26 protein-coding genes are annotated in these 25,616 nt (G+C 59.5%); 13 read left to right on the top strand and 13 right to left on the bottom strand.

Annotated features, from left to right (window positions below; genetic code table 11):
* Window positions 1-341: 341 nt before the first annotated feature.
* The 7 genes from BLW01_RS08490 to pqqA form a co-directional block, all read right to left on the bottom strand.
* Complete coding sequence (locus BLW01_RS08490) at window positions 342-2,777, bottom strand: insulinase family protein (protein WP_092569087.1); 2,436 nt, start codon at window positions 2,775-2,777, stop codon at window positions 342-344.
* Window positions 2,777-4,615 carry a S9 family peptidase gene (locus BLW01_RS08495; protein WP_092569088.1) on the bottom strand — a complete coding sequence of 613 codons (1,839 nt, stop codon included), beginning with the start codon at window positions 4,613-4,615 and terminating at the stop codon, window positions 2,777-2,779. The genes BLW01_RS08490 and BLW01_RS08495 overlap by 1 nt, the downstream gene beginning before the upstream one ends.
* Window positions 4,612-5,763, bottom strand: coding sequence for a pyrroloquinoline quinone biosynthesis protein PqqE (gene pqqE / locus BLW01_RS08500; protein WP_092569089.1), 1,152 nt, complete (start codon window positions 5,761-5,763; stop codon window positions 4,612-4,614). The genes BLW01_RS08495 and pqqE overlap by 4 nt, the downstream gene beginning before the upstream one ends.
* Window positions 5,756-6,031, bottom strand: coding sequence for a pyrroloquinoline quinone biosynthesis peptide chaperone PqqD (pqqD, locus tag BLW01_RS08505; protein ID WP_092569090.1), 276 nt, complete (start codon window positions 6,029-6,031; stop codon window positions 5,756-5,758). The genes pqqE and pqqD overlap by 8 nt, the downstream gene beginning before the upstream one ends.
* Window positions 6,028-6,807 (bottom strand): pyrroloquinoline-quinone synthase PqqC, encoded by a 780-nt coding sequence (gene pqqC / locus BLW01_RS08510; RefSeq protein ID WP_092569091.1) that lies wholly within the window; start codon window positions 6,805-6,807, stop codon window positions 6,028-6,030. Before pqqC ends, pqqD begins: the two co-directional genes overlap by 4 nt.
* A 55-nt stretch (window positions 6,808-6,862) precedes the next feature.
* Window positions 6,863-7,792 (bottom strand): pyrroloquinoline quinone biosynthesis protein PqqB, encoded by a 930-nt coding sequence (pqqB, locus tag BLW01_RS08515; RefSeq protein ID WP_092569092.1) that lies wholly within the window; start codon window positions 7,790-7,792, stop codon window positions 6,863-6,865.
* An 85-nt stretch (window positions 7,793-7,877) separates the two neighbouring features.
* On the bottom strand, window positions 7,878-7,949 hold the full coding sequence (gene pqqA, locus BLW01_RS08520) for a pyrroloquinoline quinone precursor peptide PqqA (protein WP_092569372.1): 72 nt from the start codon (window positions 7,947-7,949) through the stop codon (window positions 7,878-7,880).
* 389 nt (window positions 7,950-8,338) lie between these two features.
* Between pqqA and BLW01_RS08525 the strand changes: the two genes are divergently transcribed.
* From BLW01_RS08525 to BLW01_RS08560, 8 genes are all read left to right on the top strand, one after another.
* Window positions 8,339-10,168 (top strand): methanol/ethanol family PQQ-dependent dehydrogenase, encoded by a 1,830-nt coding sequence (locus BLW01_RS08525; protein ID WP_092569093.1) that lies wholly within the window; start codon window positions 8,339-8,341, stop codon window positions 10,166-10,168.
* A gap of 174 nt (window positions 10,169-10,342) precedes the next feature.
* Window positions 10,343-10,867: a c-type cytochrome gene (locus BLW01_RS08530; RefSeq protein ID WP_217635501.1), complete on the top strand. Its 525-nt coding sequence runs from the start codon at window positions 10,343-10,345 to the stop codon at window positions 10,865-10,867.
* Window positions 10,868-10,872: 5 nt separating this feature from the next.
* Window positions 10,873-11,742, top strand: a complete 870-nt coding sequence (locus BLW01_RS08535; protein ID WP_092569094.1) for a quinoprotein dehydrogenase-associated putative ABC transporter substrate-binding protein — start codon at window positions 10,873-10,875, stop codon at window positions 11,740-11,742.
* On the top strand, window positions 11,742-12,377 hold the full coding sequence (locus tag BLW01_RS08540) for a hypothetical protein (protein ID WP_092569095.1): 636 nt from the start codon (window positions 11,742-11,744) through the stop codon (window positions 12,375-12,377). Before BLW01_RS08535 ends, BLW01_RS08540 begins: the two co-directional genes overlap by 1 nt.
* Before the next feature lie 23 nt (window positions 12,378-12,400).
* Window positions 12,401-13,666 (top strand): ABC transporter substrate-binding protein, encoded by a 1,266-nt coding sequence (locus BLW01_RS08545; protein WP_229806312.1) that lies wholly within the window; start codon window positions 12,401-12,403, stop codon window positions 13,664-13,666.
* The gene (locus tag BLW01_RS08550) at window positions 13,654-14,631 is read left to right on the top strand and encodes a PQQ-dependent catabolism-associated beta-propeller protein (RefSeq protein ID WP_092569096.1); all 978 of its coding nucleotides are present in this window, start codon (window positions 13,654-13,656) and stop codon (window positions 14,629-14,631) included. The genes BLW01_RS08545 and BLW01_RS08550 overlap by 13 nt, the downstream gene beginning before the upstream one ends.
* The gene (locus tag BLW01_RS08555; RefSeq protein ID WP_092569097.1) at window positions 14,631-15,392 is read left to right on the top strand and encodes an ATP-binding cassette domain-containing protein; all 762 of its coding nucleotides are present in this window, start codon (window positions 14,631-14,633) and stop codon (window positions 15,390-15,392) included. The genes BLW01_RS08550 and BLW01_RS08555 overlap by 1 nt, the downstream gene beginning before the upstream one ends.
* Window positions 15,389-16,192, top strand: a complete 804-nt coding sequence (locus BLW01_RS08560) for an ABC transporter permease (protein ID WP_092569098.1) — start codon at window positions 15,389-15,391, stop codon at window positions 16,190-16,192. Before BLW01_RS08555 ends, BLW01_RS08560 begins: the two co-directional genes overlap by 4 nt.
* Before the next feature lie 10 nt (window positions 16,193-16,202).
* Here BLW01_RS08560 and BLW01_RS08565 read toward each other — a convergent pair whose 3' ends face one another.
* The 6 genes from BLW01_RS08565 to BLW01_RS08590 form a co-directional block, all read right to left on the bottom strand.
* Window positions 16,203-16,589 (bottom strand): c-type cytochrome, encoded by a 387-nt coding sequence (locus tag BLW01_RS08565; RefSeq protein ID WP_092569099.1) that lies wholly within the window; start codon window positions 16,587-16,589, stop codon window positions 16,203-16,205.
* On the bottom strand, window positions 16,580-16,960 hold the full coding sequence (locus tag BLW01_RS08570) for a hypothetical protein (RefSeq protein ID WP_092569100.1): 381 nt from the start codon (window positions 16,958-16,960) through the stop codon (window positions 16,580-16,582). The genes BLW01_RS08565 and BLW01_RS08570 overlap by 10 nt, the downstream gene beginning before the upstream one ends.
* 83 nt (window positions 16,961-17,043) lie before the next feature.
* Window positions 17,044-17,793, bottom strand: a complete 750-nt coding sequence (locus BLW01_RS08575; protein WP_092569101.1) for an ABC transporter ATP-binding protein — start codon at window positions 17,791-17,793, stop codon at window positions 17,044-17,046.
* Window positions 17,790-18,536, bottom strand: a complete 747-nt coding sequence (locus BLW01_RS08580) for an ABC transporter permease (RefSeq protein ID WP_092569102.1) — start codon at window positions 18,534-18,536, stop codon at window positions 17,790-17,792. Before BLW01_RS08580 ends, BLW01_RS08575 begins: the two co-directional genes overlap by 4 nt.
* Entirely contained in the window at window positions 18,533-19,549 is a 1,017-nt protein-coding gene (locus BLW01_RS08585; protein WP_139243924.1) for an ABC transporter substrate-binding protein, read from the bottom strand. Before BLW01_RS08585 ends, BLW01_RS08580 begins: the two co-directional genes overlap by 4 nt.
* A 128-nt stretch (window positions 19,550-19,677) precedes the next feature.
* A complete protein-coding gene (locus tag BLW01_RS08590; RefSeq protein ID WP_092569376.1) occupies window positions 19,678-20,043 on the bottom strand; it encodes a hypothetical protein in 366 nt (121 codons plus the stop codon).
* 145 nt (window positions 20,044-20,188) lie between these two features.
* Between BLW01_RS08590 and BLW01_RS08595 the strand changes: the two genes are divergently transcribed.
* The 5 genes from BLW01_RS08595 (at window position 20,189) to BLW01_RS08615 (ending at window position 25,611) form a co-directional block, all read left to right on the top strand.
* Complete coding sequence (locus BLW01_RS08595; RefSeq protein WP_092569377.1) at window positions 20,189-21,151, top strand: sugar-binding transcriptional regulator; 963 nt, start codon at window positions 20,189-20,191, stop codon at window positions 21,149-21,151.
* A 191-nt stretch (window positions 21,152-21,342) separates the two neighbouring features.
* The gene (locus tag BLW01_RS08600) at window positions 21,343-22,653 is read left to right on the top strand and encodes an ABC transporter substrate-binding protein (protein ID WP_092569103.1); all 1,311 of its coding nucleotides are present in this window, start codon (window positions 21,343-21,345) and stop codon (window positions 22,651-22,653) included.
* A 74-nt stretch (window positions 22,654-22,727) separates the two neighbouring features.
* Entirely contained in the window at window positions 22,728-23,615 is an 888-nt protein-coding gene (locus BLW01_RS08605) for a carbohydrate ABC transporter permease (RefSeq protein ID WP_092569104.1), read from the top strand.
* Window positions 23,616-23,630: 15 nt separating this feature from the next.
* A complete protein-coding gene (locus tag BLW01_RS08610) occupies window positions 23,631-24,449 on the top strand; it encodes a carbohydrate ABC transporter permease (RefSeq protein WP_092569105.1) in 819 nt (272 codons plus the stop codon).
* Window positions 24,450-24,459: 10 nt separating this feature from the next.
* Window positions 24,460-25,611 (top strand): ABC transporter ATP-binding protein, encoded by a 1,152-nt coding sequence (locus BLW01_RS08615; RefSeq protein WP_092569106.1) that lies wholly within the window; start codon window positions 24,460-24,462, stop codon window positions 25,609-25,611.
* The last annotated feature ends 5 nt before the right edge of the window (window positions 25,612-25,616 follow it).

The following is a 25,616-nucleotide window of genomic DNA, read 5'->3' on the forward strand; positions in this document are numbered from 1 at the left end:
ATTGCGCGGTGGTTCCTGGGGTCGTTGTTGGTCGGAGGCGTGCTGACGACTGTCACCACGCAAGCTGGCCATGATTCGCGATAGCCACGACATTGGCGTCACCTCCTTGGTTGTGTGCAGCACCGTGCGAATTCCGCCAGTTACCGGGTTGGTAGGTGTATGGGAGCGTCACCTGGCGTTAGCTGCGTATTGTTGTGGTTGTCCGTTGTTACGTTTATGGCTTCCCTTGTCGACATCATCGACATTGGCACCCACTAATGTGGGGGCTGGTTACAGTCTAGGTTAGCTTGGGCTTCCTGTTAGGCGCTGAATGACACAAGCCTATTGCCAAATGACAACAATCACTCTCGTGACGCTCGTTCACTCTCATGTAGCCACCAGCAGCCGGGGAGTCGACCGTCGGCCAGTTGGGTAGCCAGCGTGATCAGGTCACCACTTTCGAGTTGGTCCAACACCCCTCTATCCGTTTCCCACGCCGGATGCGGCCCGTGGTCGGGCTGAGTGCGTAGAGCTTGCCAGCGCCTGGCAATCCCTTCCCACGCGGTTTCCGGCGCACCTACATGTGCCAAGAGATGTTGACGGCGATGTCGGAAGGTAGCGTCGTCCAGAGTCGCCAAGGCTTGGCCCGGATCAACCAGAAAGGTCTCGACCATGCCTTGCAGCGTTGCGATATCGGCATGTGGCGACTGAATGACGTAGCCGAGACGCGGCCAGCCTCCGCCCTCGCGATAACGGACGGCCGCGGCATAACCGAGTTCGCGACGAGTGCGGACCTCATGGTGAAATGCGCCATCGTGGCAACTTGCCAGTAGTTGCATGAGCAAGCGTGTTGCCGGGGTATCGTCCGGCCCATCGACCTGCAGCATAAGGACATTGTCATGGCCCTGACATGACAGAAAGCGCTCGGGCCAGGGAGCGACATGCGTGATCGGCCCATGCGTGTCGGTTGCCGACGAACGAGTGACAGGTATCGTGTCGATCAAACGCTGAAGGCATTCAGGGGATACGGCGTGAGTCATCCAGCCACAGGCCGTCGGCATCGTGGACAAGGTCGCGAGCGGCTGGTCAAGGCGGTTGAGTAAGCGCTGGGCAATGAGCCCCTGAGAGGCATCGTGAGACGACATCGATGGCATGTCGCCCCGGGGCCAGGCGGCGATGACTTGCATGGCCAAGGAGGTCAGTCGTGAGGGATCGCCTTGGGCGATCAGGTAATCTCCGTATCGGTCACTAGCCAGAGACAGTGCCATGCCACGGGCGCTGGCCACCTGCCGTAACGCCAATGTCTTCTGTCGCCAATGCATCAGGCGTGACCGTCGTTGGGTCGGTTCGGCCGGCCAACCAAGGCAGCAGGCAGGCGGCAGTTCGCTTCCCCCTTGCCAGAAATGGATCCCCTCCAGGGGGAGGCGTCGTAATGACGTTTTGCGATGAGCCGGTCGGTATGCCAGACGTGGTGCTGCCCGAAGGGACATGAGTTGGGGGAGGTCACAGTCGATTTCGTGGGGCCGGATCGGGGTATGGGTCTCCGGCACATACGAGGAGACCGATGACAGCGATGGCTGTCGTTCCAGTACCCGGCGATAGGTCGCTGCTAGCCAGTCCGATAGAACGGCCGGCGTCGTCGGTTCGCTGGCGAGGCGCGCTTGCATTGCTCGCCGGCGTGCGTGCATCAGGACCCTCGAGTCGAGATCCTGTTCCGGTCGGGGGGGCGATGCGATGGAATGGCGGTGGTCGTTATCCGGCAGGCGTGCAGCCAAGTCGGAAACGGCAGACTGGCATGTCGCAATGAGGGACAGTTTTTCGGTCACCGCTTGATGTGTATCGACAGACAGCGATAACGCAGGGCCCGTCCCTGTGGGGAAACGGCTCGCTTCGAGATGAGAGATGTCCGGGCCGAGAGAGGTTGCCAGTTGCCCGTCGTTCAACCAGGCAATGAGCCGGTCGAGTTGCTCGGTCTGCCGGACCGATAGGCGCATGGGGAGCGGCCAAAGGAGCTCGAGTCGTATTCCGTCGACAGCCCCTTGTTCTGCCGGTAAACACCATTGCAGATGCCTCGCGCCTTCCTCACGCCAGCGTGAGGGTCGGTCAACGTGCGGTTGGGCGCCAGGCGTGAAGCGGGTACCGGCGTGTTCCAGCCAGCCCAGCATATCGTCCAGCGGCTGTGGGCCCAGCATCGTGAGTTCGATGCGCTCGGCCCGGTAATGGTCGGTGTAAAAGCCCCGTAACGCCTGCTGCAGTGCCGAGGTGTCGCCGCCCAGGCTGACATGATGACCGTGACGAAGCTGACTCGCGGGATGTCGGTGGTGGAAGAAACGTGTCAATGCAGCTTGTCGATGCAGGAGAGGATCGGCGAGCCGGGCTCGGAACTCGGCATCGAGAATACCGACTTCATGAAGAATGGACTCCTTATCCAGCGCAGGGTGAAGCAGCCTGTCAGCCAGCCACTCTGCCCCCGTTTCGGCGGCCGCTGAGGGCAGACGCAGATGAATGTCTGTAACGGTTTCGTCGGTATGAGCGTTGTAGCGACCGCCTTGAGTCGTGACCCAGGCCGTGTCGTAACGCTCCGGGGCACTTTCCAGGAACAGCAGGTGTTCCAATAGATGGGCCAGGCCGGGCCAGGTGTCAGGTTCATCGAGATAGCCGGCGCCGACGGTACCGACCAGCCGGGCCCAGCGAGCCTCGGGGACCTGGATTGCCAGCAGGCGCAATCCATTATCGAGCCGTTGTTCCTGATGACGCATTCCGGGCGGGAGACCGAAGGTAACGTCAGCCTGTTGCATCAGCGATTCCCATGCCTGTCGAAGAATGCCAGTTCCCGAGCGATCATGCGACGCCGGTTGGCGGGATGTCGGATGCCGTGACCCTCTCCGGCGAACAACACCACCTCGGCCTGGTGGCCGGCCTGCCGCAGTGAGGATGCCATGCGTAGTGTCTGGTCGGGAACCACGACACGATCCTGGGTGCCCTGAAAGAAGAGGGCGGGAGCCTGGAAGGCGTCGAGACGATTGACCGGGCTGCGTTGGAACTTGACGCTATCTTCCCCCAATAACCAGTCGAGATAGCCGGATTCGAAACGGTGAGTCTGGCCGGCCAGCCGCAACGCATCCGTCACTCCGTACAGGCTGGCGCCGGCACAATAGCGTGTCCCCGAGGCCAAGGTGTTGAGCACGGTGAAGCCGCCGGCACTTTGACCACGGATGAATAGACGCCGGGGATCGACACGCCCACTTTCGATCAATGCCTCGGCCAGGGCGTTGGCATCCTCGACATCCAATTGTCCCCAGCCTCCGGCCAGGCGTTCGCGATAGTCGCGTCCGAAATTGCCACTGCCCCGCGGATTGAGGTCGGCGACCGCATAGCCATGCTGTATCCAGTAATGGATCAGTGGATCGAAAACCGGGTAGCAGGCAGCCGTCGGTCCTCCATGAATGCGCACGATGAGCGGAGGAGGGCAGGCCGATGTCGTCTTTGTCGGTGTGTAGAGGAAAGCGTTGACTGTTTCCCGGTCGTTGATGCAGATGGACAGCGTTTCGGGGAGTGTCGGTGAATGGGTGGCCGGACTCGCCTGAAGGATCTGATGTCGCTGTTCGGTCAGATGCCAGCGCTCCAGTCTCGCGCTATGCGTCATGCCTTGGGTCAGTGCATAGAGCCAAGGTCCATGCAACCCCAGGCCGATGATCCGGGTGACGTCGGGAAGCAGAGTCTTGAGGCGGCGGCCGCGGGTATCCACTTGAGACAGTCGTGTGCGGCCCTGTTCAAAATGCATCACGATGCCACCATGTTGATGCCAGACATGATGACAGTCGCCCAGCGTCCAGGGGGTGGGGACATGGTCCGCAGCGACATCGCCCAACGGCTGCAGGTTGTCACCGAGCCAGCGATAGGGTTGCCACCAGCCATGATGGTCGCTGATGACGATCAGCTCCCCCTCGTCACTGAAGCGGGGTTGCGTCACCGCCGCACCGCCATCCCATGACAGGCGTCGTTCGATGTGGCCATCTGAACTTAACGTGGCGATGCGCAACCAGGAGCGTTGCCAGGGCATATCGGGCAGCGACCACTCCACCCAGGCGAGCGTGCGTCCATCCGGGGAGAGTGCCGGAGCCCCATAAAAATCGGCTCCCTCGGCAAGTATCTCGCGTCGATGGTGCGTCAATGCGACCAGCCTTTGGCTGGCGTCTCGATGGCTGTCGGTCTCTTCGACAACGATCAGGCGCTGGCGTCGATCATCGGCCAGTAGTCCTCCATAACGTGTCTGTGAGCGGGACCACCAGAATGCCGGCGTTCCGCCTTCAACGGGATGACTCCAGAGCGCTTGGGTAGCGGCATCCACCGTGATGATGCGATCGCCAAGCAAGGCATGGGCACCACCGCCATAGCCATTGACCCGGCTCCCGATGTCGTGACCGGCATGGCTGATGGCATGACAATGCTCGTCATGCCAGCGCCATAGGCGACGGTGTCCACTGTCAGAATCGGTAGCCAGCCAGAAGATACCCGCTGTGGTGACACGCAGGTCGCTGAGTCCATCGGCGGGTAGCGAGGCGGCTGCCAGGTCGGCTTCTTGTGTGCTGTTTGGTCGGATCCTGGCAAATTCGGGGTGGGCCGGCAGTGTCATGCGCGACAGAACACCCGGGATTCATGGACATTGCGTGGCGTCAACTGTGCCGCCTTCCGCTTATCCTCACTGGCTTCGCGGCGCGCCGATTCGATCAGGTGGTGGTGCGGAGAGAATTCGCATACAGGATCCGTCGCCGTCGGGTCGCCGGTCAGCAGATAGGCCTGGCAACGGCAGCCACCGAAATCCTGGTGGCGTTCATCGCAGTCGCGGCAGGGGGACGGCATCCAGTCCTCGCCGCGGTAACGATTGAACGCGTCACTGTCGTACCAGATCCATTCCAGTGAATCATCTCGGGCGTTGGGGAAGGACATCGGCAGCATGCGTGCACTATGGCAGGGGAGTACCGCTCCATCGGGTGCCACGCTCATGAAGATCGACCCCCAGCCGCCCATGCAGGCCTTGGGTCTGTCGGCGTAGTAGTCCGGTACGACGAACAGCAACTGCATGTCACGACCCTCGCGGGAAAGACGCTCACGCCAGCGGACGGTCGTGGCTTCGGCAGTCTCGAGTTGCTCTCGGCTGGGGAGCAGGCCGTTACGATTGAGATGTGCCCAGCCGTAGAGCTGGCAGTTGGCCAGTTCGACGGCATCGGCGTCGAGTTCGGCACAGAGCGCAATGATGGCGTCGAGTTGATCGATGTTGTGCCGATGAAGGACGACGTTGAGCACCATCGGATAGCCGGCTGCCTTGACGGCACGGGCCATCGCCAGCTTCTTGTCATAAGCCTTGCGGGAGCCGGCAACCGCCTCGGCGACATCCGGGTCCGATGCCTGCAGGCTGATTTGGATATGATCGAGCCCCGCCGCATGCAAGGTGTCGATTCTGGCCTCATCGAGACCTAACCCGGAGGTGATCAGGTTGGAGTAGAATCCCAACTGCCTGGCTTCGCCAACGAGGGTTTCCAGGTCGCGTCGCACCAAGGGCTCGCCGCCGGAAAAGCCCAGTTGGACAGCCCCCATTGCCCGTGCCTGACGCAATACATCAACCCACTCTTCCGTCGTCAACTCGTTATTGGTAGTGGCGGCGAAATCCAAAGGATTGGAACAGTAGCTGCATTGCAGCGGGCAACGGTACGTCAGTTCGGCAAGCAGCCATAAAGGCGCTTCCGGTGTCGGCTTCTGTGTGGATGTGGCATGTTCATTCATGATGAATCCACCCCTGCTGAACGGCCTCGTCGAGAAACTCGTGCACGTCCGTTTGCAGTTCATCGGCGGGGGCTTGTGGATAGCGGCTTCGCAATTCGGTGATGACATCGCCGACATTGCGCTCGCCATCAATCAGAGACAATATCGCTCCGGCACTGTCATTCAGCTTTACCATTCCCTCTGGATAGAGCAGTACATGGCGTCCCTGGGCTTCTTCCCACTGTAGACGCCAGCCAGGACGTAAGCGATAGATACGATCATCCTTCATGATAGTCCCCGGTGATAGACACGTTGCTCGGTTACAGTGTGATAGGGTGGCCGCCCGAGCTGATAGGCCATCGTCATGGCATCGAGCATGCTCCAGAGAACGTCGAGCTTGAACTGGAGGATCTCGAGGGCACGCGCCTGGGCCTGGGCCGTCGTACAGAGTGACAGCGCCAATTCCAGACCGTGCTCCACATCGCGTCGGGCTTCACCGAGCCGTTTGCGGAAATAGTCGTAGCCATGGCTATCGATCCAGGGGTAGTGCGTCGGCCAGGTATCGAGGCGGCTTTTGTGGGCCTGGGGGGCGAACAGTTCAGTGAGCGATGAAATGGCGGCCTCGCGCCAGTCCGCACGGCGCACGAAGTTCACATAGGCATCCACCGCGAACCGTACTCCCGGTAGAACGTGTTCCTGAGACCACAATTCGTCACGACTCAGGCCGACCGCTTCCCCCAGCCGTAGCCAGGCCTCGATGCCTCCCGTGTCGTCATCGTGACCATCGTGATCGAGCAGTCGCTGAACCCAGCGTCGCCGCGTGGCGGCATCGGGGCAATTGGCCAGCAGCGCGGCATCCTTCTGCGGGATCATGACCTGATAATAGAAACGGTTGGCCACCCAACCACGTATCTGCTCGGCCGTGGCTCGACCCTCGGCCATGTCGAACTGATAGGGGTGATGAATATGATAGTAGTCTCCCTTTGCCATCAGGGCGGCACGAAAACTGTCGCGGTCGAGTGGCTGACCGTCCGCAGCGGCAAAAGGGGACGCAATCGTTGCCATGCTGGCCTCCCGTGTTCACGATGGTCCTGCTCTCATTATGACGGTAACGACGGGATTATAGTTTCCAGTACATACCATCGTAGGCAACTTCCACCCCTCGCGTGTCTAGCATGGCACGCTCTTCGGAGTGCTCGTCGAGGATCGGATTGGTGTTGTTGATATGAATCAGAATGCGCCGTGTCGACTCTGGCAGGGCATCCAGTTCCGTCAGCAGGCCTGATTCCCCCGACAGGGCCAGGTGTCCCATGTCGGCCCCGGTGGACTGTCCGGCACCAAGACGCTGCATCTCATCATCCCGCCAGAGCGTGCCGTCGACCAGCACGCAGTCGGCGCGTCGCATCCATTCCCGCAGCTCCGCATCGGGTCGCCCCAGGCCCGGGGCATAGAATAGCGAGCCGCCACTGTCGGAATCCTCGATGAACAGACCAATATTGTCACCAGGTGAAGGAGCGCCTCGGCGGGGAGAGTAAGGGGGCGCATTGCTATGGATTGCCACAGCGGTGAAGGTCAGCTCGGGGCAACAGTCGATGTCGAAAGATACATGACGCTTTTCGTCATTGATATCGATGGGGCGCCAATGCAGCCCTCCCTGCCAATGGTCGAGCATCGGGAACAGGGGAAAACCGGTACTCAAGTCCTGATGCACATTGGGGGTACACCAGACATCCAGTGGACACCCCTCGCGCAGCGACAACAACCCTGTGACATGATCGATCTGGGCATCGACCAGCAGCACGGCCACAATACCCGTATCGCGGATGCCGCGGCGTGGATGGAGGGGCGGATTGGCGTTGATCTGGGCACGCACATCGGGAGAGGCATTGCATAGCAACCAGCGGCTGCCGTCAGTGCTCACGGCAATGGAGGATTGTGTCCTTTCGCAGGCGGTGACGCTGCCGGTTCTAACGCCCTGGCAATATTGGCAATGGCAGTTCCATTGTGGGAAACCGCCGCCAGCTGCCGACCCCAGTACCAGTACATGCATATCGACTCTCTCGCTATATCGGCCGGGATAGCGGCCAAAAAACGGGGCGCCCCTGAAATGGAGCGCCCCTATGGGTATATCTCGATCAACGGTTGGCGATATAGAGAGTCACTTCGAAGCCCAAACGCAGATCGGTATAAGCCGGCTTGGTCCACATATACGATCTCCTGTCATGACGTGGTTGCTTTGATACCCGTTTCAGTAAAGCAGTCCTCTGCAGATCTACCTTACTACCTAAGTCTTAGTATAAGTTCGGCGGCGTTGCAATAGGTTGTTTGCCGTCCAGTGGGTCATGATTCAAGTTCAATAAAATCAGTGAATTGAGATTTTTTGTTGAGTCATGTGTGGTAGCTGATGGTGATTATGTACCACACAGCAAAAGTCTTTTGACCTTGTTACTTCGGCAGAATTGGCCGGTTCCCCCCTGTCAATGTTTCAACTTGTGCTAGACCTTCTAATGTGCAGTCAAAACGACACAAAAACTGATTGCTGGAAAGGTCGCCTCCAGCGGCCAACACCAGCACAAGTGCATTGGAGATAAACGCCATGCTTCGGGAATTCAGCTATGCCATAGCGGCTATCGGGTTGGCCGTATCCGCTCAGGCTCATGCCAATGAAAATTTGCTCGAGCTACAAGAAAACCCGGAATACTGGTCGACTCAGCTGGGTAACTATCAGGGCAATCGTTTCAGCAAGCTCGACCAGATCAACCGTGACAACGTCGATGAATTGAGTGCGCAGTGGCAATTTTCCACTGGGGTGCTGCGCGGTCATGAGGGCGGTCCGCTGTATGTCGGTGACGGTAAGCTCTATATCCACACCCCGTTCCCCAACAAGGTGTTTGCCTTGGACCTTGAGGACAATGGGCGCGTGGTCTGGAGCTATGAACCGGACCAGGATTCACGCGTGATCCCGGTCATGTGCTGTGACACCGTCAACCGGGGGCTGGCCTACGCCGATGGACGGCTGTTCATCGGTCAGGCTGACAACACGCTGGTGGCGCTCGACTCCGAGGATGGGGAGGTCCTCTGGGAAGCCGAGAACGGTGATCACACCAAGGGGGAATCCAACACCATGTCGCCGCTGGTCGTGGGTGACAAGGTCATCATGGGCATCAGTGGCGGCGAATTCGGTGTTCGAGGGCACCTGACGGCCTATAACGTCGAAACCGGTGAACGGGAGTGGCGTGCCTACTCCAACGGACCGGATGAAGACGTGAAGCTCGATCCGGAAGAAACTCTGATGATGGGGGAACCTGTCGGCGAGGAGGATCTGGGCGAAACCACTTGGCCCGATGAGGAATGGGAACGCGGTGGTGGTGCACCCTGGGGTTGGGTGACTTACGATCCGGAACTCGACCTGATCTACTACGGCACGGGTAACCCCGGTACCTGGAATCCGGATCAGCGCACAGTCGACGGCGAGCCCGCCGATAACAAGTGGGCGATCACCGTCTTCGCCCGGGATCCGGATACGGGGGAAGCCAAGTGGGTCTATCAGAAAGTACCCTTTGATGAGTGGGACTATGACGGTGTCAACGAGAACCAGTTGATCGATGTCGAGATCGATGGCGAGCAGCGCAAAGGGCTGGCCATCATCGATCGTACCGGCTTCGGTTTCCTGCTCGACCGCGAGAATGGGGAGCTGCTGGTGGCAGAGAAGTTCGCCGAGGAGACCAACTGGGCGGATAGCTACGACATGGAGACCGGTCGTCCCAACGTCAATGAAGAGTACAGCACCTGGCGGCAGGGTGTGGATGTCAACACGACCGACATCTGCCCGACAGCCATGGGCGCGAAGAACATGCAGCCCAGTGCCTATTCACCTGAAACTGGCCTGATCTATGCCGGGATCAACCGGATCTGCATGGACTATGAGCCCTATGAGGTCGATTATACCGCCGGTCAGCCTTATGTCGGTGCCACACTGAACATGAAGCCGGCCCCGCTGCAGGATGAGAACGGCATGGAAGGCCGCATGGGCAGCTTCATCGCCTGGGACCCCGTCAAGGGTGAAAAGGTCTGGGAGGTCGACGAGCGCTTCGCGGTCTGGAGCGGCGCACTGGCCACGGCCGGAGATCTCGCCTTCTATGGCACGCTCGAGGGACACCTGAAGGCCGTCGACATCGAGACCGGTGAAGAGCTGTGGAGCTTCAAGACACCGTCCGGGATCATCGGCAACGTCAATACCTTCCAGCATGAAGGCAAGCAGTATATCGCTGTCCTCTCCGGGGTCGGTGGCTGGGCCGGTATCGGTCTCGCTGCGGGTCTGGAAGATCCCGAGGAAGGCCTGGGGGCTGTCGGTGCCTTCTCGGCGCTCGAGGATTACACGGAGTTGGGTGGTGTGCTGACAGTATTCACACTCCCCGATGCCTGATCACTCGACATATCGATGGATCGCTATCATGTCGCGACAGTAACGTCGGTTTTCGCCAGGGATGGCGTCATGAGTGGCATCCACTGCTTGTTCCGATTTCCAATCAATGGGCTCGCCGGCATCCGCTGTCGGCGAGTCGCGTGAATCCCACGAGTCAATATAAGGGCACGCCGCATGTTCTCGACCAAGGCAAGTTTGACCAAGATGAGGGGCGCCGGGTATTCAGGTGTTCGGTGGCTGGTATGGAGCTTCGTGTTCACCGGGCTGATGTTCGCTGCGTCATCGGTTGTGGCGGGGGAGGACGACGACGACATAACCGACTATACCGTAGAGGACGGCAAGGTCGATCAAGCCACCTTCGATGGTTATGAAGCGTATACGCGAGTCTGCCAGTCCTGTCATGGCCCGGATGGGCTTGGTTCGTCCTTTGCGCCCAGTCTGATGGATATATCCCAAAGCCGTACCTTGGGCGAGTTTGCCGCGACCGTCGCCAATGGCCAGGAAATCCAGCCAGGCCAGGTCATGCCCTCTTTTGCCGATGACGAATATGTCATGAATAACGTCAACAACATTTATCGTTATCTGACGGCACGGGCGGAAGGCGACCTGGGGCGCGGACGGCCCGATGTCATTGGTGAAGAACAAGGCGACGACAAGAACAAGGAGGAGGAAGAGAGCGACAACGGGTCAGAGGAGTAATCCCCATGAGGCAGGTAATCGATACGGATAGCCGCCTTCGTTGGGCCATGGGGGTGGGGGTGGCACTGGTGTTGTCACTGTCCTCCGCCACGGCGCCAGCGCAGACCCCCGAACTGCAGAACCGCCAGCACTTGCGGGTCTGTGCCGATGGTAACAACCTTCCGTTCTCCAACGAGGATGGAGAGGGATTCGAGAATCGCATCGCCAAGATGATCGCCGATGAGATGGATGTACCACTCAGTTATGTGTATGCCCCTCAGGTCATGGGCTTCGTGCGCAATACGCTGGATGCCAGGATCTGCGATGTCATGATCGGTGCGCCGGCCGGTTATGAATTCGTCCAGAACACGATCGACTACTACCGTTCCGTCTATTCGCTGGTCGTTCCCGAGGATTCCGACATTGATGTGTCCAGTCTGGATGACCCGGCGTTGGAAGGCCGTCGTATTGGCGTGATTTCGGAAACGCCGCCGATGACTGTATTGCGACGCGTCGACGCGGATATCGAGGACTATCCATTGCAGGTCGATACGCGCGTGCGGACCCCGGTCCAGGATGCCATCAATGATGTCGCCGACGGAGTGACCGAGGGAGCCGTCATCTGGGGCCCGTTGGCTGGTTATTACGCTGCGCGTCAGGATCCGCCGCTCAAGGTGATCCCGCTTGTCGATGACGACTCGGGGACACAACTGGACTATCGCATCACCATGGGCGTACGACGTGGCGAACCGCAATGGCGAGACTGGCTGAACGACTTCATTGAAGAACACCAGGCAGACATCAATGCCATCCTGTTCGAGTACGATGTACCGTTGGTTGACGGGAATGGCCGTCTCATCCAGCCGCGGGAAACCTCGAGCGAGGAGGAGTCGTGATGAACTGGCGCGATAGCGGCCTGGTCCTGGTGCTCGCGGGTGCTCTGTCACTTACCGGTATTTCCCAGGCCCAGGCACAAAGTGCAGCCAAAGGGCCGCCGGATTGGCCATGTGTCCAGCGCCTGGTGCCCGAACTCTCCTGGGGCTCTCTCTGGACCGGTCCCTCGCTGGATGACCTGGAGCAGGATTGGTGGGACGACGACGACGTCGGCCAGGTTGTCCGTTTTGCCACGGATCGTAAAACGGATAGCGACGAGGCACTGGCTCGCGTGCAGGAGTTCGTCGACTCCGTGGCTGATGATGAGGATCGCGATGAGCGACTGACGCTGCTGTTTGCAGGGCTGTTCGATCGCATCGACAGTGAACGCAGTCGCGTCATCGAGCGGATTCGCGGTGCCGCCCGGGGGCAGGTGGAGCGACTGGAACGGGTTTCGGACGTCGTCGATCGTCTGGAAGAGGCCCGGTCGTCGGAGGAGAGCAATCAGGCGGAAATCCAGCGCCTGGAAAAGGAGTTGCAAATGGAGCAACGGATATTCCAGAAGCGCCAGCAGGCGTTGCCCTCCATGTGCGAAAAGCCGTATCTGTTGGAGGAGGATCTCGGACGCATGGTCCGAATCATTCGCAACGCCATGTAAGCCAGGTGACGCAGGAGTCAAACATGACAAGAACGATGCTGACGCTTTGCAATGCACGGCAGTGCCGGTGGATATCGACCATGACCCGGTGGCTGAGTGCCACGATCGCGGCCGGGGTGTTCGTTACCGGGCCGGTATTCGCGCAGGACGACGCCACTGATGATGATACCGAAACCATCACGATCGGGTACCTGGGCCTGGAGCGTGATCCGGACCGAGAGCCGGTGTCGGTCATCGAGCCGATTCCCGAGAATGAAGGCCTGGAAGGCGCCAGGCTGGCCATTGAGGACAACAATGCGTCAGGCCAGTTCATCGGGCAGGAGTTCCAGCTTGTCGAGTCGATCGTGGCCCGTGACGGGGATGTCGAAGCAGGACTCGAAGATCTCGCCGAAGCCGGCGCGGAGTGGGTCGTGAGTGGCTTGCCTCGGGAGCAACTGGAAACCGTCATGGAGAGTGAGGCGCTGGGCGAGCGCATCGTCTTCAACGCTGCCGCCCCGGATGATGCACTGCGTGGAGACGCCTGCCGGCCCAACCTGTTTCACACCACCCCCAGCCGCCGCATGCTTGCCGATGCGCTGGCGCAATACCTGGGATACAAGGAGTGGACCGACTGGGCGTTGGTCTACGGCAATACTGAAGAGGATGAGCATCTCTTGCAGGCATTCCGGGAGTCCGCGGAGCGTTTCGGTCATGATGTCGTGGATGAAAAGATGTGGCCCCATGAGCCCATGGCGCGTCGCGCCGAAGGCGGTTTCCATGCCATCCAGCGTGAGGTGCCCGACTTCCTGCAGGACCTGGAGACGCATGATGTGCTGGTGGTGGCCGACGAGACGGATTACTTCGGTGAATATTTCCCGTATCAGACTGCGCTCCCCCGCCCTGTGGCCGGAACCCAGGGACTGACCGTTACGGCCTGGCATCGCGCGCATGAATCCTGGGGTGCGGTTCAACTGCAGCGGCGTTTCGAAGATCAGGCCGGGCGCTGGATGACGCCGCGTGACTTCGGCGCCTGGTTGGCGGTGCGCTCACTCGGTGAATCAACGGCACGCATTGGCTCCGTCGAACGCGATGAGGTGCTGGAGTACATGCTCGGTGAGGAGTTCGAGTTGGCAGGGTATCTGGGCTATCCGGTGAGTTACCGTACCTGGAATCAGCAGTTGCGCCAGCCGATTCTGGTGACCGGGCCGCGCGCGGTGGCATCAGTGTCGCCGCAGGAAGGATATCTGCATCCGCGCACGATGCTTGATTCGCTGGGTGCTGACGAGGGGGAAAGCCAATGCGATTTCTGACAACTGGCCTGATGGCAGTGCTGGGAGCCTTGCTGCTCCTGCCGATGACGGCGCATGCCGAACGCATCTTCGTATCCAATGAAAAGGACAATACCGTCTCGGTCATCGACGGGGAATCGCTGGAGGTCGTGGAAACCATCGATGTCGGGCGGCGTCCCCGAGCCATGGTCTTCAACAACGACGGCACGGAACTGTTCGTGGCCGTCGGGGATGACGAGGCCATCGACATGGTCGACCTGGAGACGCTGGAGGTGGTGCGAACCCAATCGTCCGGGGAGGATCCGGAAGTGATTCGTGTCGATCCCAAGCGTCCTTATATCTATGTCTCGAACGAGGACGACAATATCGTGTCGATTCTCGATTACGAGGAGCGGCGCCGCGTCGGGGAGATTCCCGTCGGTATCGAACCCGAGGGTATCGGGGTGAGTTCGGATGGCAAATGGCTGGTGGCGACGACCGAAACGTCCAACATGGCGCATATCGTCGATCTGGACGAGCAGGAAGCCGTCTATCACCGACTGGTCGGGGCCCGTCCGCGTCATGCCGAGTTCAATCACGATGACAGCGAAGTCTGGGTGTCCGGGGAAATCGCCGGGACGGTGTCAGTGCTCGACAGGGACGACAACTTCAATATCAAGCACACTATCCGCTTCGATGTTCAAGGCGTTCCCCGGGAAACGGTACAGGCCGTGGGTGTCGAGATGACCTCCGACGGTCGCTATGCGTTCGTTGCCTTGGGCCCTTCCAACCGGGTTGCCGTGGTCGATCAGGAAACGTATGAAGTACTCGACTATATCCTGGTCGGGCAGCGTGTCTGGCATCTGGCGCTCAACGGAGACGAGAGCCGGTTGTTTACCACCAATGGCGTCAGCGGCGATGTCACCGTGATCGAGGTCGACGGTTTCGAGGCGATCAAGTCGATCCCGGTGGGGCGTTTCCCCTGGGGGGTCGTGGTCGAGCCGTGATGGCGGTGAGTGATGAGACACCACGAACGCCGGCACTCGACGTTCGTGATCTGAGTTTTTCCTATGGCGGCGCTCCTGCCTTGCAGGAGGTCGATCTGCGTATTGCTGTCGGTGAGTTCGTTGTCTTGCTTGGCCTCAATGGCGCCGGCAAGACGACACTTTTCTCACTGGTCACCCGGCTCTATGATACCCGCCACGGCCATATTGCCGTGGAAGGTCATGATCTGCATCGCCAAGCCACACACGCCCATGCCTGCATGGGCGTGGTATTCCAACAGCCCACTCTTGATCTTGATCTGACGGTCAAGCAGAACCTGTTGTATCACGGGGCGCTGCATGGCATGACGCGACGCATGGCGTACGAGCGTGCCATGGAACAGCTAGGGCGGATGGGCATGCAGGATAGCCTGCAACGTCGGGTCAGGCAGCTATCCGGTGGTCAGCGACGTCGTGTGGAAATTGCACGCGGGCTGTTGCATCACCCAAGGTTGTTATTGCTGGACGAACCTACGGTGGGCCTGGATATGGCATCGCGCCGTGCGCTGGTATCCCACGTTCACGAGTTATGCGCCTCCCAGGGGGTGGCCGTGCTCTGGGCCACTCATCTGATCGATGAAGTCTATGCGGATGATCGTGTCGTGGTGCTGGATCAAGGCAGAGTGAAGGCGGATGGTCATGTCGCCGATATCGTCGCCGCCCAAGGGAGCGAAACCATCGGTGCCGCATTCGATCGGCTGGTCGGCAAGGAGACGACACCATGAGAGGAGGTGCCTACTGGCACTGTCTGCGCGGGGTGGTCACTCGTGAGTTGTTGCGGTTCGTGCATCAACGCAGCCGGTTCATTGCCGCACTGGTCAGGCCGTTGGTGTGGCTGTTCGTCTTTGCGGCGGGCTTTCGCATGGCGCTCGGTGTCGCCATGATCGAGCCCTACGAGACCTACATTCGCTACGAAGTGTATATCGTGCCCGGTCTGGTGGGCATGATTCAGCTCTTCAATGGGATGCAGAGTTCGCTGTCGATGGTCTACGATCGGGAAATGGGCAGCATGCGCGTGTTGCTGGTGAGTCCTTTTCCGCGCTGGTACTTGCTGATCTGCAAACTGCTGGCCAGCACACTGGTATCCATGGTCCAGGTCTATGTCTTTTTGCTGATCGCCTACGTTTATGGTGTCCAGGCGCCACTGACGGGGTATGTATATATCCTGCCGGCCTTGCTGGTGACCGGCTTCATGGTGGGAGCTCTGGGATTGCTCTTGTCGACCTTCGTGCGACAGCTGGAGAATTTCGCCGGCATCATGAATTTCGTGATCTTCCCGATGTTCTTCCTGTCGTCGGCACTCTATCCATTGTGGCGCATTCGGGAGGGAAGCTATCTGGTGTATCAGATCGCTTCGTTCAATCCGTTCACTTATGCGGTGGAAACGATCCGTTTCGCCCTTTATGAGCAATTCAACATGACTGCCTCGACGATCGCCATCGTCACGACCCTTGTCCTGCTGACCATGGCGATCTGGGGGTATGATCCATCGCGTGGGATGCTGGCGCGCAAAGGCGGCGAATGACGACACGACATTACTCTGCGGTTGCGGATTCCAGGTAGTGAATCACCTGGTCACGCTGCGTCTCGTCGAGTCCCCAGAACACCATGGCAGTCCCGGGAACGAAAGTGTCCGGATCGGCCAGGAAAGCGTCCAGCGTCTCGGTTGTCCAGGTATGTTCCGCATCTTGCATGGCCTGGGAGTAATCGAAGTCGTCCAGGTCGCCAGCCGGCCGGCCGATCAAGCCATCGAGACTGGGACCGGCCCGATGCACACCTGGATCCAGGGAGTGGCAGCCGCTGCACTGGTCACGAAACAGGCGCTCTCCCTGACGATGATCCCTCGAGTCGGCCATGGACGGTGTGGATACCGTAACCCATAACAGTCCAGTCATGATCCAGGTGAAAGACCTCAGAAGCATTGCAGGTCGGCTTCCGTCTGGGCGTTGCGGAATTCGTCCAGCTGTTCTTCCATTCCGTGCTCGCTGCGAAACAGTACGCCGAGTTCGCCGCGTTTGTCGTGCATGCTCATGATCGTTTCGACTTCTTCGTACTCGCTATAGGGGACCATCTCGGCAATCGTGTCGATGCTGCACGAGCATTTCTGCATGGTCAGGTAGTCTTCGCCATTGGCTGCCATGCAACCGATCACATAGTCGACTCTCGCCTCGGTGGGATAGTCATGCGCATCTTCATGTGCCTGTACCGGAGACGTGACGATACCCAAAAGGCCGATGCAAAGTAGCGCTTTGATCAGGGTCTGGCGTGTTGTCGTTGTTGGTTTCGGGTCCATGTTTCCCCCTTGTTATGAGTGGCGTTTCATGACTTCAACGTATGGCACTTCCCCTGGTTTTGCCATCCCCTTCTGGTATGACATCACTCGTGCTGGAGGCGACCGGAAAGCAGCGATGGGTAGCGCTTGTCCAATTGCTCCTGCAAGGCAGTGACAGCGGGATCCTCACGCCGACGTGGTCGTGCCAGTGACACCTTGAAATCGAGGATGATATGGCCGGGCGAGGCCGACAGGAACAGGATGCGGTCAGCCAGTGAAAGGGCTTCGCGCAGGTCATGGGTCACGAACAGCACCAGCGGCTTGTGGCGTTGCCAGAGTGACTGCAACGAGTCACGCAGGCGATCGCCCGTCGGCATGTCCAGTGAGACAAAAGGCTCATCCATGAGCAACAGCTGGGGAGCGACCACGAAGGCTCTGGCCAACGCCAGGCGACGCTGCATGCCGCCGGAAAGTTGATTGGGCCAGGCATTGAGGAAGTCGCCGAGCCCGACGTCCCGCAGCAGGGTAACGGCCTTGTCGGTGTCCCGGTTCGGCTGAACCAGACGAATGTTGTCCAGACAGCTCAGCCACGGCATCAGGCGCGGCTCCTGGAACATCATGCCTAGACGTTCCACTCCTTGGTTGCCCTGATAGAGTGGCTGCCCATTCCAGTGAATGCTACCGGTGAATTGGTTGTCCAGGCCGGCAATCAAGTGAAGCAAGGTGCTCTTGCCGGCGCCGGACGGGCCGACCAGGGCTATGAATTCACCCGGGGCCGCGCTGAAACGTAGCTCGCGGAGCACGGTATGATCACCGAACCGCTTCGCGTGGATATCGACGTCCAGCTGCTTCATTCCCGCCACCTCGTCAGCCGACGTTCCATGGGCCGCATGAGCAGCGATTCGATCAATAGAATGACGCCGGCAAAGGCGAGCGTGTAGGCCAGGATGCTGGTGATGTCGAAAAACTGGTAATACGAATGCAGCTGAAAGCCGATACCGTTGCTGCGACCCAGCAGCTCCACCACCAGTACGATCTTCCAGATCAGAGCCAGCCCACCGCGGGCGGCTGCCATCAAATAGGGATAGAGCTGAGGCAGATAAACCTTGAGCAGTGTCGTCATGGGAGATAACCGATAGGCGTGCGCGACGGCCAGCAGCTTGGTGTCGACGGCCCGTGCGCCCTCGCGCACCGTAACCACGACCGTGGGTATCTTATTGATCGCGACCGCGGTGATAGCCGCAACATCCGTGAGACCGAACCAGATGTAGCACAGAATGATCGTGACCAGGGCCGGAATGTTGAGCCCCAGGATCAAGGCACCATCCAGTGCGATATCGAGGCGCCGATAGCGGCCCATGGCGATGCCGATGGCCGTCCCCAATGCCATGGCCACCAGAAAGCTGATCAGGACGCGTCCCAATGTGATCGACAGATGGTAGGGCAATTCGCCACTGATGCTGTGCTGCCAGGCACTGGCCAGAACCAGTTGTGGCGGTGGCAGGCGTGTGGAATCGACCCACATCGCGATCAAGGCCCAAAGACATATGAGCCCCAGCAATGAGAGGGTACGTACCAACCAGGATGGCATCGTCATGGCAGGCGAAAGCCATCCCAGAAGAGGCTTGTATCGAGGCGGTCCGCCTCACCGGTGACGTCGCTTCCCCCCTCCCGCGCCAGAATCTCGAACAACTGCGCCGCCGCTTCGATCTCGTCTTCACCATAGCGTCGGGGGATGCCGGCGCGATAACCCGCCTTGATGGCGTCGAACATGGCATCGTCGTCGGGCTTGACCCGTGGACGCAGCGGCTCCCAGGCGTCATCCGATTCCGCTAGCAACTGTTTGGCCTCATAGGTAGCTGCCAGGAAGGTTTGGAGGGTCTCTCGATTCTGCTCGGCCCACTCGCCGTCGAACACCCAGCCCAGCAACGGGGGAATGGTGTCGATGCCCAGTTCGTCCAGCATGGCGCCGAGTGTCAGCAGTGGCTGCATACCCTGCGCCTGGAGACGGGCATTGTAGTGCCAGAAATTGATCGCTGCCGGGAGGTCGCCATCCAGCATCAAGGCATTGATCATGGGCGGTGCGGCGTAGGTCGGTTCGACCTCTTCCTCGAGAATCATGCCAGCGGCTTCCCGGGCGTAAGCGCGCAGTACCAGCCAGGTCTTGTCATTGGCACCGCCGGCAATGCCGAGGGAATGGCCGCGCAGGTCTGCCAGCGAGTCGATATCAGTGTCGGGGTCGACCATGACGGCACCGACCGATAGCGAGAAGGGCGCAAACTGATAGGGATGACCGGATTGACGCTGACGAGCCACCCATAGCCAGTCAGAGACGATCAGGTCGACACGATCACCTTGCAGAGCGACGGCTAGTGCGTTCTCGGACGCGAGAGGGACGATCTCGAGATTGACCGTTTCATCGAGTAGCCCATGGTGTTCGACCGCCTCCAATTCCCAACTCACTGTGCCGAATTGCAGAACGCCAACGCGCAGAGTTTCGGCATGCGCCAAGGGAGAGGACAAGCCGATCACAGTCCAGAACCAAACCACAATGGATAAGCGACGGCACGGCCGACGTGCGTGACGTCTCCGTGCAAGCGGATAGGACATGAACTGGCCTCCCTTTGCCCTTTCGAACAGGAGATTCTTATGATTCTCCCTGGAGTATAGGAGGGCATGCAGGGGGTGCCATTGGACCGTCACACCCCTCGTCAACGCCTGGCGGTCGTCGGCAACAGTCAGCGCTTCTCGCTATCCTTCACTTCATATTGTCCATCCAGCACATCATGCTGGGTCGAGGACGCGTCATGTGACTCAGGGCCTGAGGCGTTACCATCGATATTGCTTGCCTGATCGGCGCGCATCCGTTCCATGCGCTTTTTCATTCGATAGCGGAGGAACGGCAGCATGGCCCAGCCGATCAGCAGAAAAACCAGGCCCAGCAGCGTGCCGATGATCATCACGACACCGAACAGAAGCCAAGTGAGGATCAGGCGCACACCGCTGATTTCGCCTTGCGGACGTGATTGCCTGGCCCGTTCCCGCCACCGTTGGGCAGCCTGCCAGGCTGGATTGTTACGAGAATCGCGTTGGTGATCGTTCATGACAGCTCGCATAGTGATATGTGTTTGGCCTTGGATGGCAGAAGTCGTCCTGCGTTCAGTATCGGGATCGAAACGGGCCGTTGTCGATCGCTGCCTGTCTTGCGATGATCAGTCGTATGTCCGTTCCAACAGCAAGGTAGCCGACATGGACAAGTTCGACCTTAAACTCGATCAAGCGGCTCGTGCGGCCTGGCTTTCCTATGTGGGAGGGCGCACGCAGGACGAGATTGCCAGTCAGCTCGGGGTGTCGCGCCCCGGTGTCCAGCGTTTGCTGGCGCTGGCGCGTCAGGAGGGACTGGTCAAGGTGCATATCGACCACCCACTGTCGAATTGCATGGTGATGTCGGATGCCATCACCAAAGCATTCGGTCTGGAATTCTGCGATGTCGTGCCGGCCGATGCCCAGGCGGCGGACAGTGCGTCTCATTATCTGGCGGTCGCGGGAGCCGAGCGTCTGTCGCGTTATATCGACCGAAACGATCCCTTGACGATGTCACTGGGCACCGGGCGATCGGTCCGTGCCACTGTCGAAGCATTAAGCCGCGTTGAACGACCTCAACATCGCTTCGTGTCGCTGGTTGGCAATATGGCACGTGATGGCTCATCCAACCGTTTCGATGGGGTGATGGTACTCGCCGACAAGACCGGGGGCGATCGTTTTCTGCTGCCGGCGCCGGTGGTCGCGGGGTCCGTGGATGAAAAACATGCACTGCTCAGTCAACGGCTGATTCAGGCTGTCGCCGACGTGGCCAAACAGGCGGAAGCAGGATTCATCGGGATCGGCCGGGTCGATCGTCATGCCACCCTTTTCCAGGATCACTTCATCAGCGAAGCGGAACTCGAGGAACTGCTGGAACTCGAGGCCGTCGGGGAACTGCTGGGGTGGCCGATGAATCAGGCCGGCGAACTGATCGACTGCTCGACCTCCCGGCGGGTCACGAGCCTGCCGCTGGACATGCTCAAGGGCCAGACGCTGATCGGGCTGGCCGGCGGTCGTGACAAAGGCCCGGCGATCCTGGCCTCGTTGCGAGGAGGCTGGCTCAAAGGGTTGGTGACCGATGAGCATGCTGCGCGCTATATCGTCGAAACGGGGATCGATGGTCCCTGAACCGATGGCAATCGGCGAACCACCTGATCCACCTAAAGTATAAGTCAGCAGGCTTTGCTTTTTTTGTGGGTCTGTCCGATCATTTGATCGATCGATGAGTAAATTGATCAGGTTTGAGTGACGAATTCACGACAACAATTCACACGATTATGGCGACAACAACACGGCTAAACGCCCGAAAGGAGCACGTCATGAAGCTAGCCTACGCTATTCCCGCCGCGGGGATCGCCGCCTTGACCTCCGCTTATGCCAGTGCCGAGACAATCACCATTGCGACCGTCAACAATAACGACATGGTGATCATGCAGGAATTGTCCGATCGCTTCGAAGAAGAGCACCCGGATATCGAATTGGACTGGGTCGTGCTGGAAGAGAATGTGCTTCGCCAGCGCGTCACCAATGACATCGCCACCGAGGGCGGTCAGTTCGACGTCATGACCATCGGTACCTATGAAGCGCCGATGTGGGGGGAACGGGGATGGCTCGAACCCCTGGACGATCTACCTGAAGACTATCAGGTCGATGATCTGATCAAGCCGGTACGCGATGGGTTGAGTCATGACGGTGTGCTACAGGCACTGCCCTTCTATGCCGAAAGTTCGATGATGTATTACCGAACCGACCTGTTCGAGGAGCACGGCATCGAGATGCCCGATCAGCCGACCTGGAGCGAGGTTCGCGATTGGGCGGAACAACTGCATGATCCGGACAACGACCTGGCTGGTATCTGCCTGCGCGGTAAACCGGGCTGGGGCGAGAACATGGCGTTCGTCTCCACGCTGGTCAATACGTTCGGTGGACGCTGGTTCGATGAAGACTGGAATCCCGAGCTGAATTCCGAAGAGTGGCAGACCGCCATCGAGTTCTATGTCGAACTACTGGGTGAGTACGGTCCGCCGGGAGCCAGTTCCAATGGCTTCAATGAGAACCAGGCATTGTTCTCCAGCGGCAAGTGCGCCATGTGGGTGGATGCCACCTCGGCGGCAGGTCGCATCTACAACCCCGACGAATCCAGTGTCGCTGATGACCTTGGTTTCGCGCCGGCGCCGGTTGCCGAGACGCCGAAAGGCTCGCATTGGCTCTGGTCCTGGGCATTGGCCATCCCGGCAACCTCCGAATCCAAGGAAGCCGCCAAGACCTTCATTACTTGGGCCACGTCTCAGGAGTACGTCGAACTGGTCGGCGAAGAGGAGGGCTGGACCAGCGTGCCGCCGGGGACGCGCGAATCAACCTACGCGAACGAGAAGTATCAGGAAGCCGCGCCGTTCGCCGACTTCGTGCTGAATGCCATCCGGGAAGCGGATCCCACCGACTCCACGCTCGAGCCCAATCCCTATCTGGGTGTGCAGTTCGTGGGGATTCCCGAGTTCCAGTCCATCGGCACGCAGGTGGGGCAGCAGATCGCCGCCGCGTTGACCGGTGACCGTTCGGTCGAGGATGCCCTGAACGCTGTTCAGCGGTCGGTCGAGCGTGACATGGAACGTGCCGGCTATCTGGATTGAGTTGACGTCCCGTCAGAGGTCGGGCCAGTCCGGCCTCTGACCCTTCCCGATTCCGACACTCCAATAGGTGACCTATGCCTAAACGAGCTTCCGGGCGAACGGTCGGAGGGCTGCGTAGCTTATCGCTTCAAGCACCTGCCGTAACGCTACTATTGCTGTGGATGCTGATCCCCCTGGGTATGACCCTGTGGTTCTCGTTTCAGCATTACAACTTGTTGATGCCGGGCGAGCCGAGTTTCGTCGGGTTGGAAAACTACGAGTACTTGTTCACCGATCCCTCACTGTGGCGTGCGATGGGCAATACGCTGTTGATGGTCGGTTGGATCCTCGTGATCTCCGTGGGGGGCGGGACTCTGTTGGCGGTTCTCTTCCAGCAGGAGTTCAAGGGGCGAGGTATCGCCCGGGTGCTGGCGATTTCGCCCTTCTTCGTCATGCCGACCGTCAGTGCCTTGATCTGGAAGAACCTGATGATGCATCCCGATAATGGCGTTCTGGCCTGGTTGACGGAATCCGTCGGGTTACCCGCCATTGACTGGTTCTCCTGGGTGCCGATGACCTCGGTCGTGATCATCGTGTCCTGGCAGTGGTTGCCATTCGCCCTGTTGATTCTGTTGACGGCGATCCAGTCGCTGGATGAAGACCAGGTGGAAGCCGCCCGCATGGATGGTGCCGGACCGGTGGACATCTTCCGTTTCATCACCCTGCCGCACCTGAAACGAGCGATCAGTGTCGTGATCATGATCGAGATGATCTTCCTGTTGACGCTGTTTGCCGAGATCTACGTGACGACCTCCGGCGGTCCGGGGCTGGCGACCACCAACCTGGCGTTCTTGATCTACATTCAGGCCTTGCTGGATTTCGATGTCGGCATGGCGTCGGCGGGTGGCGTCGTTGCCATCATCCTCGCCAATATCGTGGCCATCTTCCTGGTGCGCCTTGTCGCCCGAAATCTGGAAGAGTAACCGGGGAGAATCATCATGAGTGCCGTTCAAACCAAACGACCCTGGGTGGGAGTGCTGGCTTGGGTGATTGCGCTGATCATCTTCTTCCCGATCCTGTGGATGGTGTTGACAGGCTTCAAGACCGAGGCCGATGCCATTGCTTCGCCAAGCCTGTTCTTTACCCCGACCCTGGAGAGCTATGTCGAGGTACAAGGGCGCGCCGATTATCCCAAGCACGCCTTCAATAGCATCACCATCTCCCTGGCGTCGACACTGCTGGCATTGCTGATCGCCATCCCTTCCGCCTATGCCATGGCATTCCTGCCGACCAAGCGGACCAAGGCAACGCTGTTGTGGATGCTTTCGACCAAGATGCTGCCGCCGGTTGGCGTGTTGATGCCCATCTACCTGCTGTCGCGTGACCTGGGGCTGCTGGATACCCGCACCGGGCTGACCATCGTCTATACCATGATGAACCTGCCGATCGTGGTGTGGATGCTCTATACCTTTTTCAAGGACCTGCCGCGCGACATTCTCGAAGCGGGACGCATGGATGGTGCCAACACCTTCCAGGAAGTGACGCTATTACTGTTGCCACTGAGCATGCCAGGCATTGCCTCGACAGGACTGCTCTCGATCATCTTGAGCTGGAACGAAGCTTTCTGGAGTCTCAACCTCACCGCCTCCAAGGCCGCTCCATTGACTGCCTACATCGCCTCGTTCTCGAGCCCCGAAGGGCTGTTCTGGGCCAAGCTGTCGGCCGCCTCGACCATGGCCATCGCGCCGATCCTGATCTTCGGTTGGATGACCCAGAAACAGATGGTTCGTGGTCTCACCTTCGGTGCCGTCAAATAAGGATTCCCCCATGGCAACACTAGAACTCAAGAATGTCATCAAGGAGTTCGACGATACCCGCGTGATCCAGGGCGTCGATCTCGAAGTGAACGACCGTGAATTCGTCGTTTTCGTCGGTCCCTCCGGCTGCGGCAAGTCGACGCTGCTGCGCATGATTGCCGGGCTGGAAAGTGCGTCGTCCGGCGATATCCTGATCGATGGCAAGCGGGTCAACGACGTCGGGCCGGCCGATCGCGATCTGGCCATGGTCTTCCAGAGCTACGCGCTGTATCCGCACATGACCGTCGAGGACAACATGGGCTTCAGCTTGCGCTTGGCCAAGGTGCCCAAGGAGGAACGGCGCAAGAAGGTCGAGGAAGCTGCACGCATCCTGCAGTTGGAACCCTTGCTGGATCGCAAGCCCAAGGCATTATCGGGTGGACAACGTCAACGCGTGGCAATCGGACGTGCGATCGTGCGCAATCCCGGTATCTTCCTGTTCGACGAGCCGCTGTCCAATCTGGATGCCGCCCTGCGCGTCAAGATGCGCGTCGAGTTGGCGCGTCTGCACGACGAACTCGATGCCACCATGATCTATGTGACCCACGATCAGATCGAGGCCATGACGATGGCCGACAAGATCGTCGTGCTGCAGGACGGCATCGTCGAGCAGATCGGCTCGCCCATGGAGCTCTATCACCATCCCCGGAACCGCTTCGTGGCCGGCTTCATCGGATCACCGAAGATGAATTTCCTGTCTGTCGAGGCTGTCGCCAGTGATGCGTCGGGGGTCAGGGTTCGGCTGCCTGCCGGCGGCGAATGCAGCGTGCCGGTGGATGGAGCGACTCAACAACCGGGCCATACCCTGACCCTGGGGGTGCGTCCCGAGCACCTGGTGCTCGACGACAACGGCGTTCTCGAAGGCGAGATACAGGTCATCGAACGCTTGGGAGGAATGACGTCACTACATATCCAGACGCAAGACGACTTGCTGACGCTGGTGGCTGACGGTGAAGTGACTCACCGGGTACATGAAAGGGTGCGTTTCGGCTTCGAATCGCACCGGGCCCATCTCTTCGGTCAGGAGGGGACGGCGCTGACCAGTCTGCATCGCCATCCGCTGACCGAGATACAGCGACTGGACAACAAGGCATCTTCCAATGGCGAGTCGCGTCACTCATGATCTCG

The organism is Aidingimonas halophila (assembly GCF_900106955.1).
GTDB lineage: Bacteria > Pseudomonadota > Gammaproteobacteria > Pseudomonadales > Halomonadaceae > Aidingimonas > Aidingimonas halophila.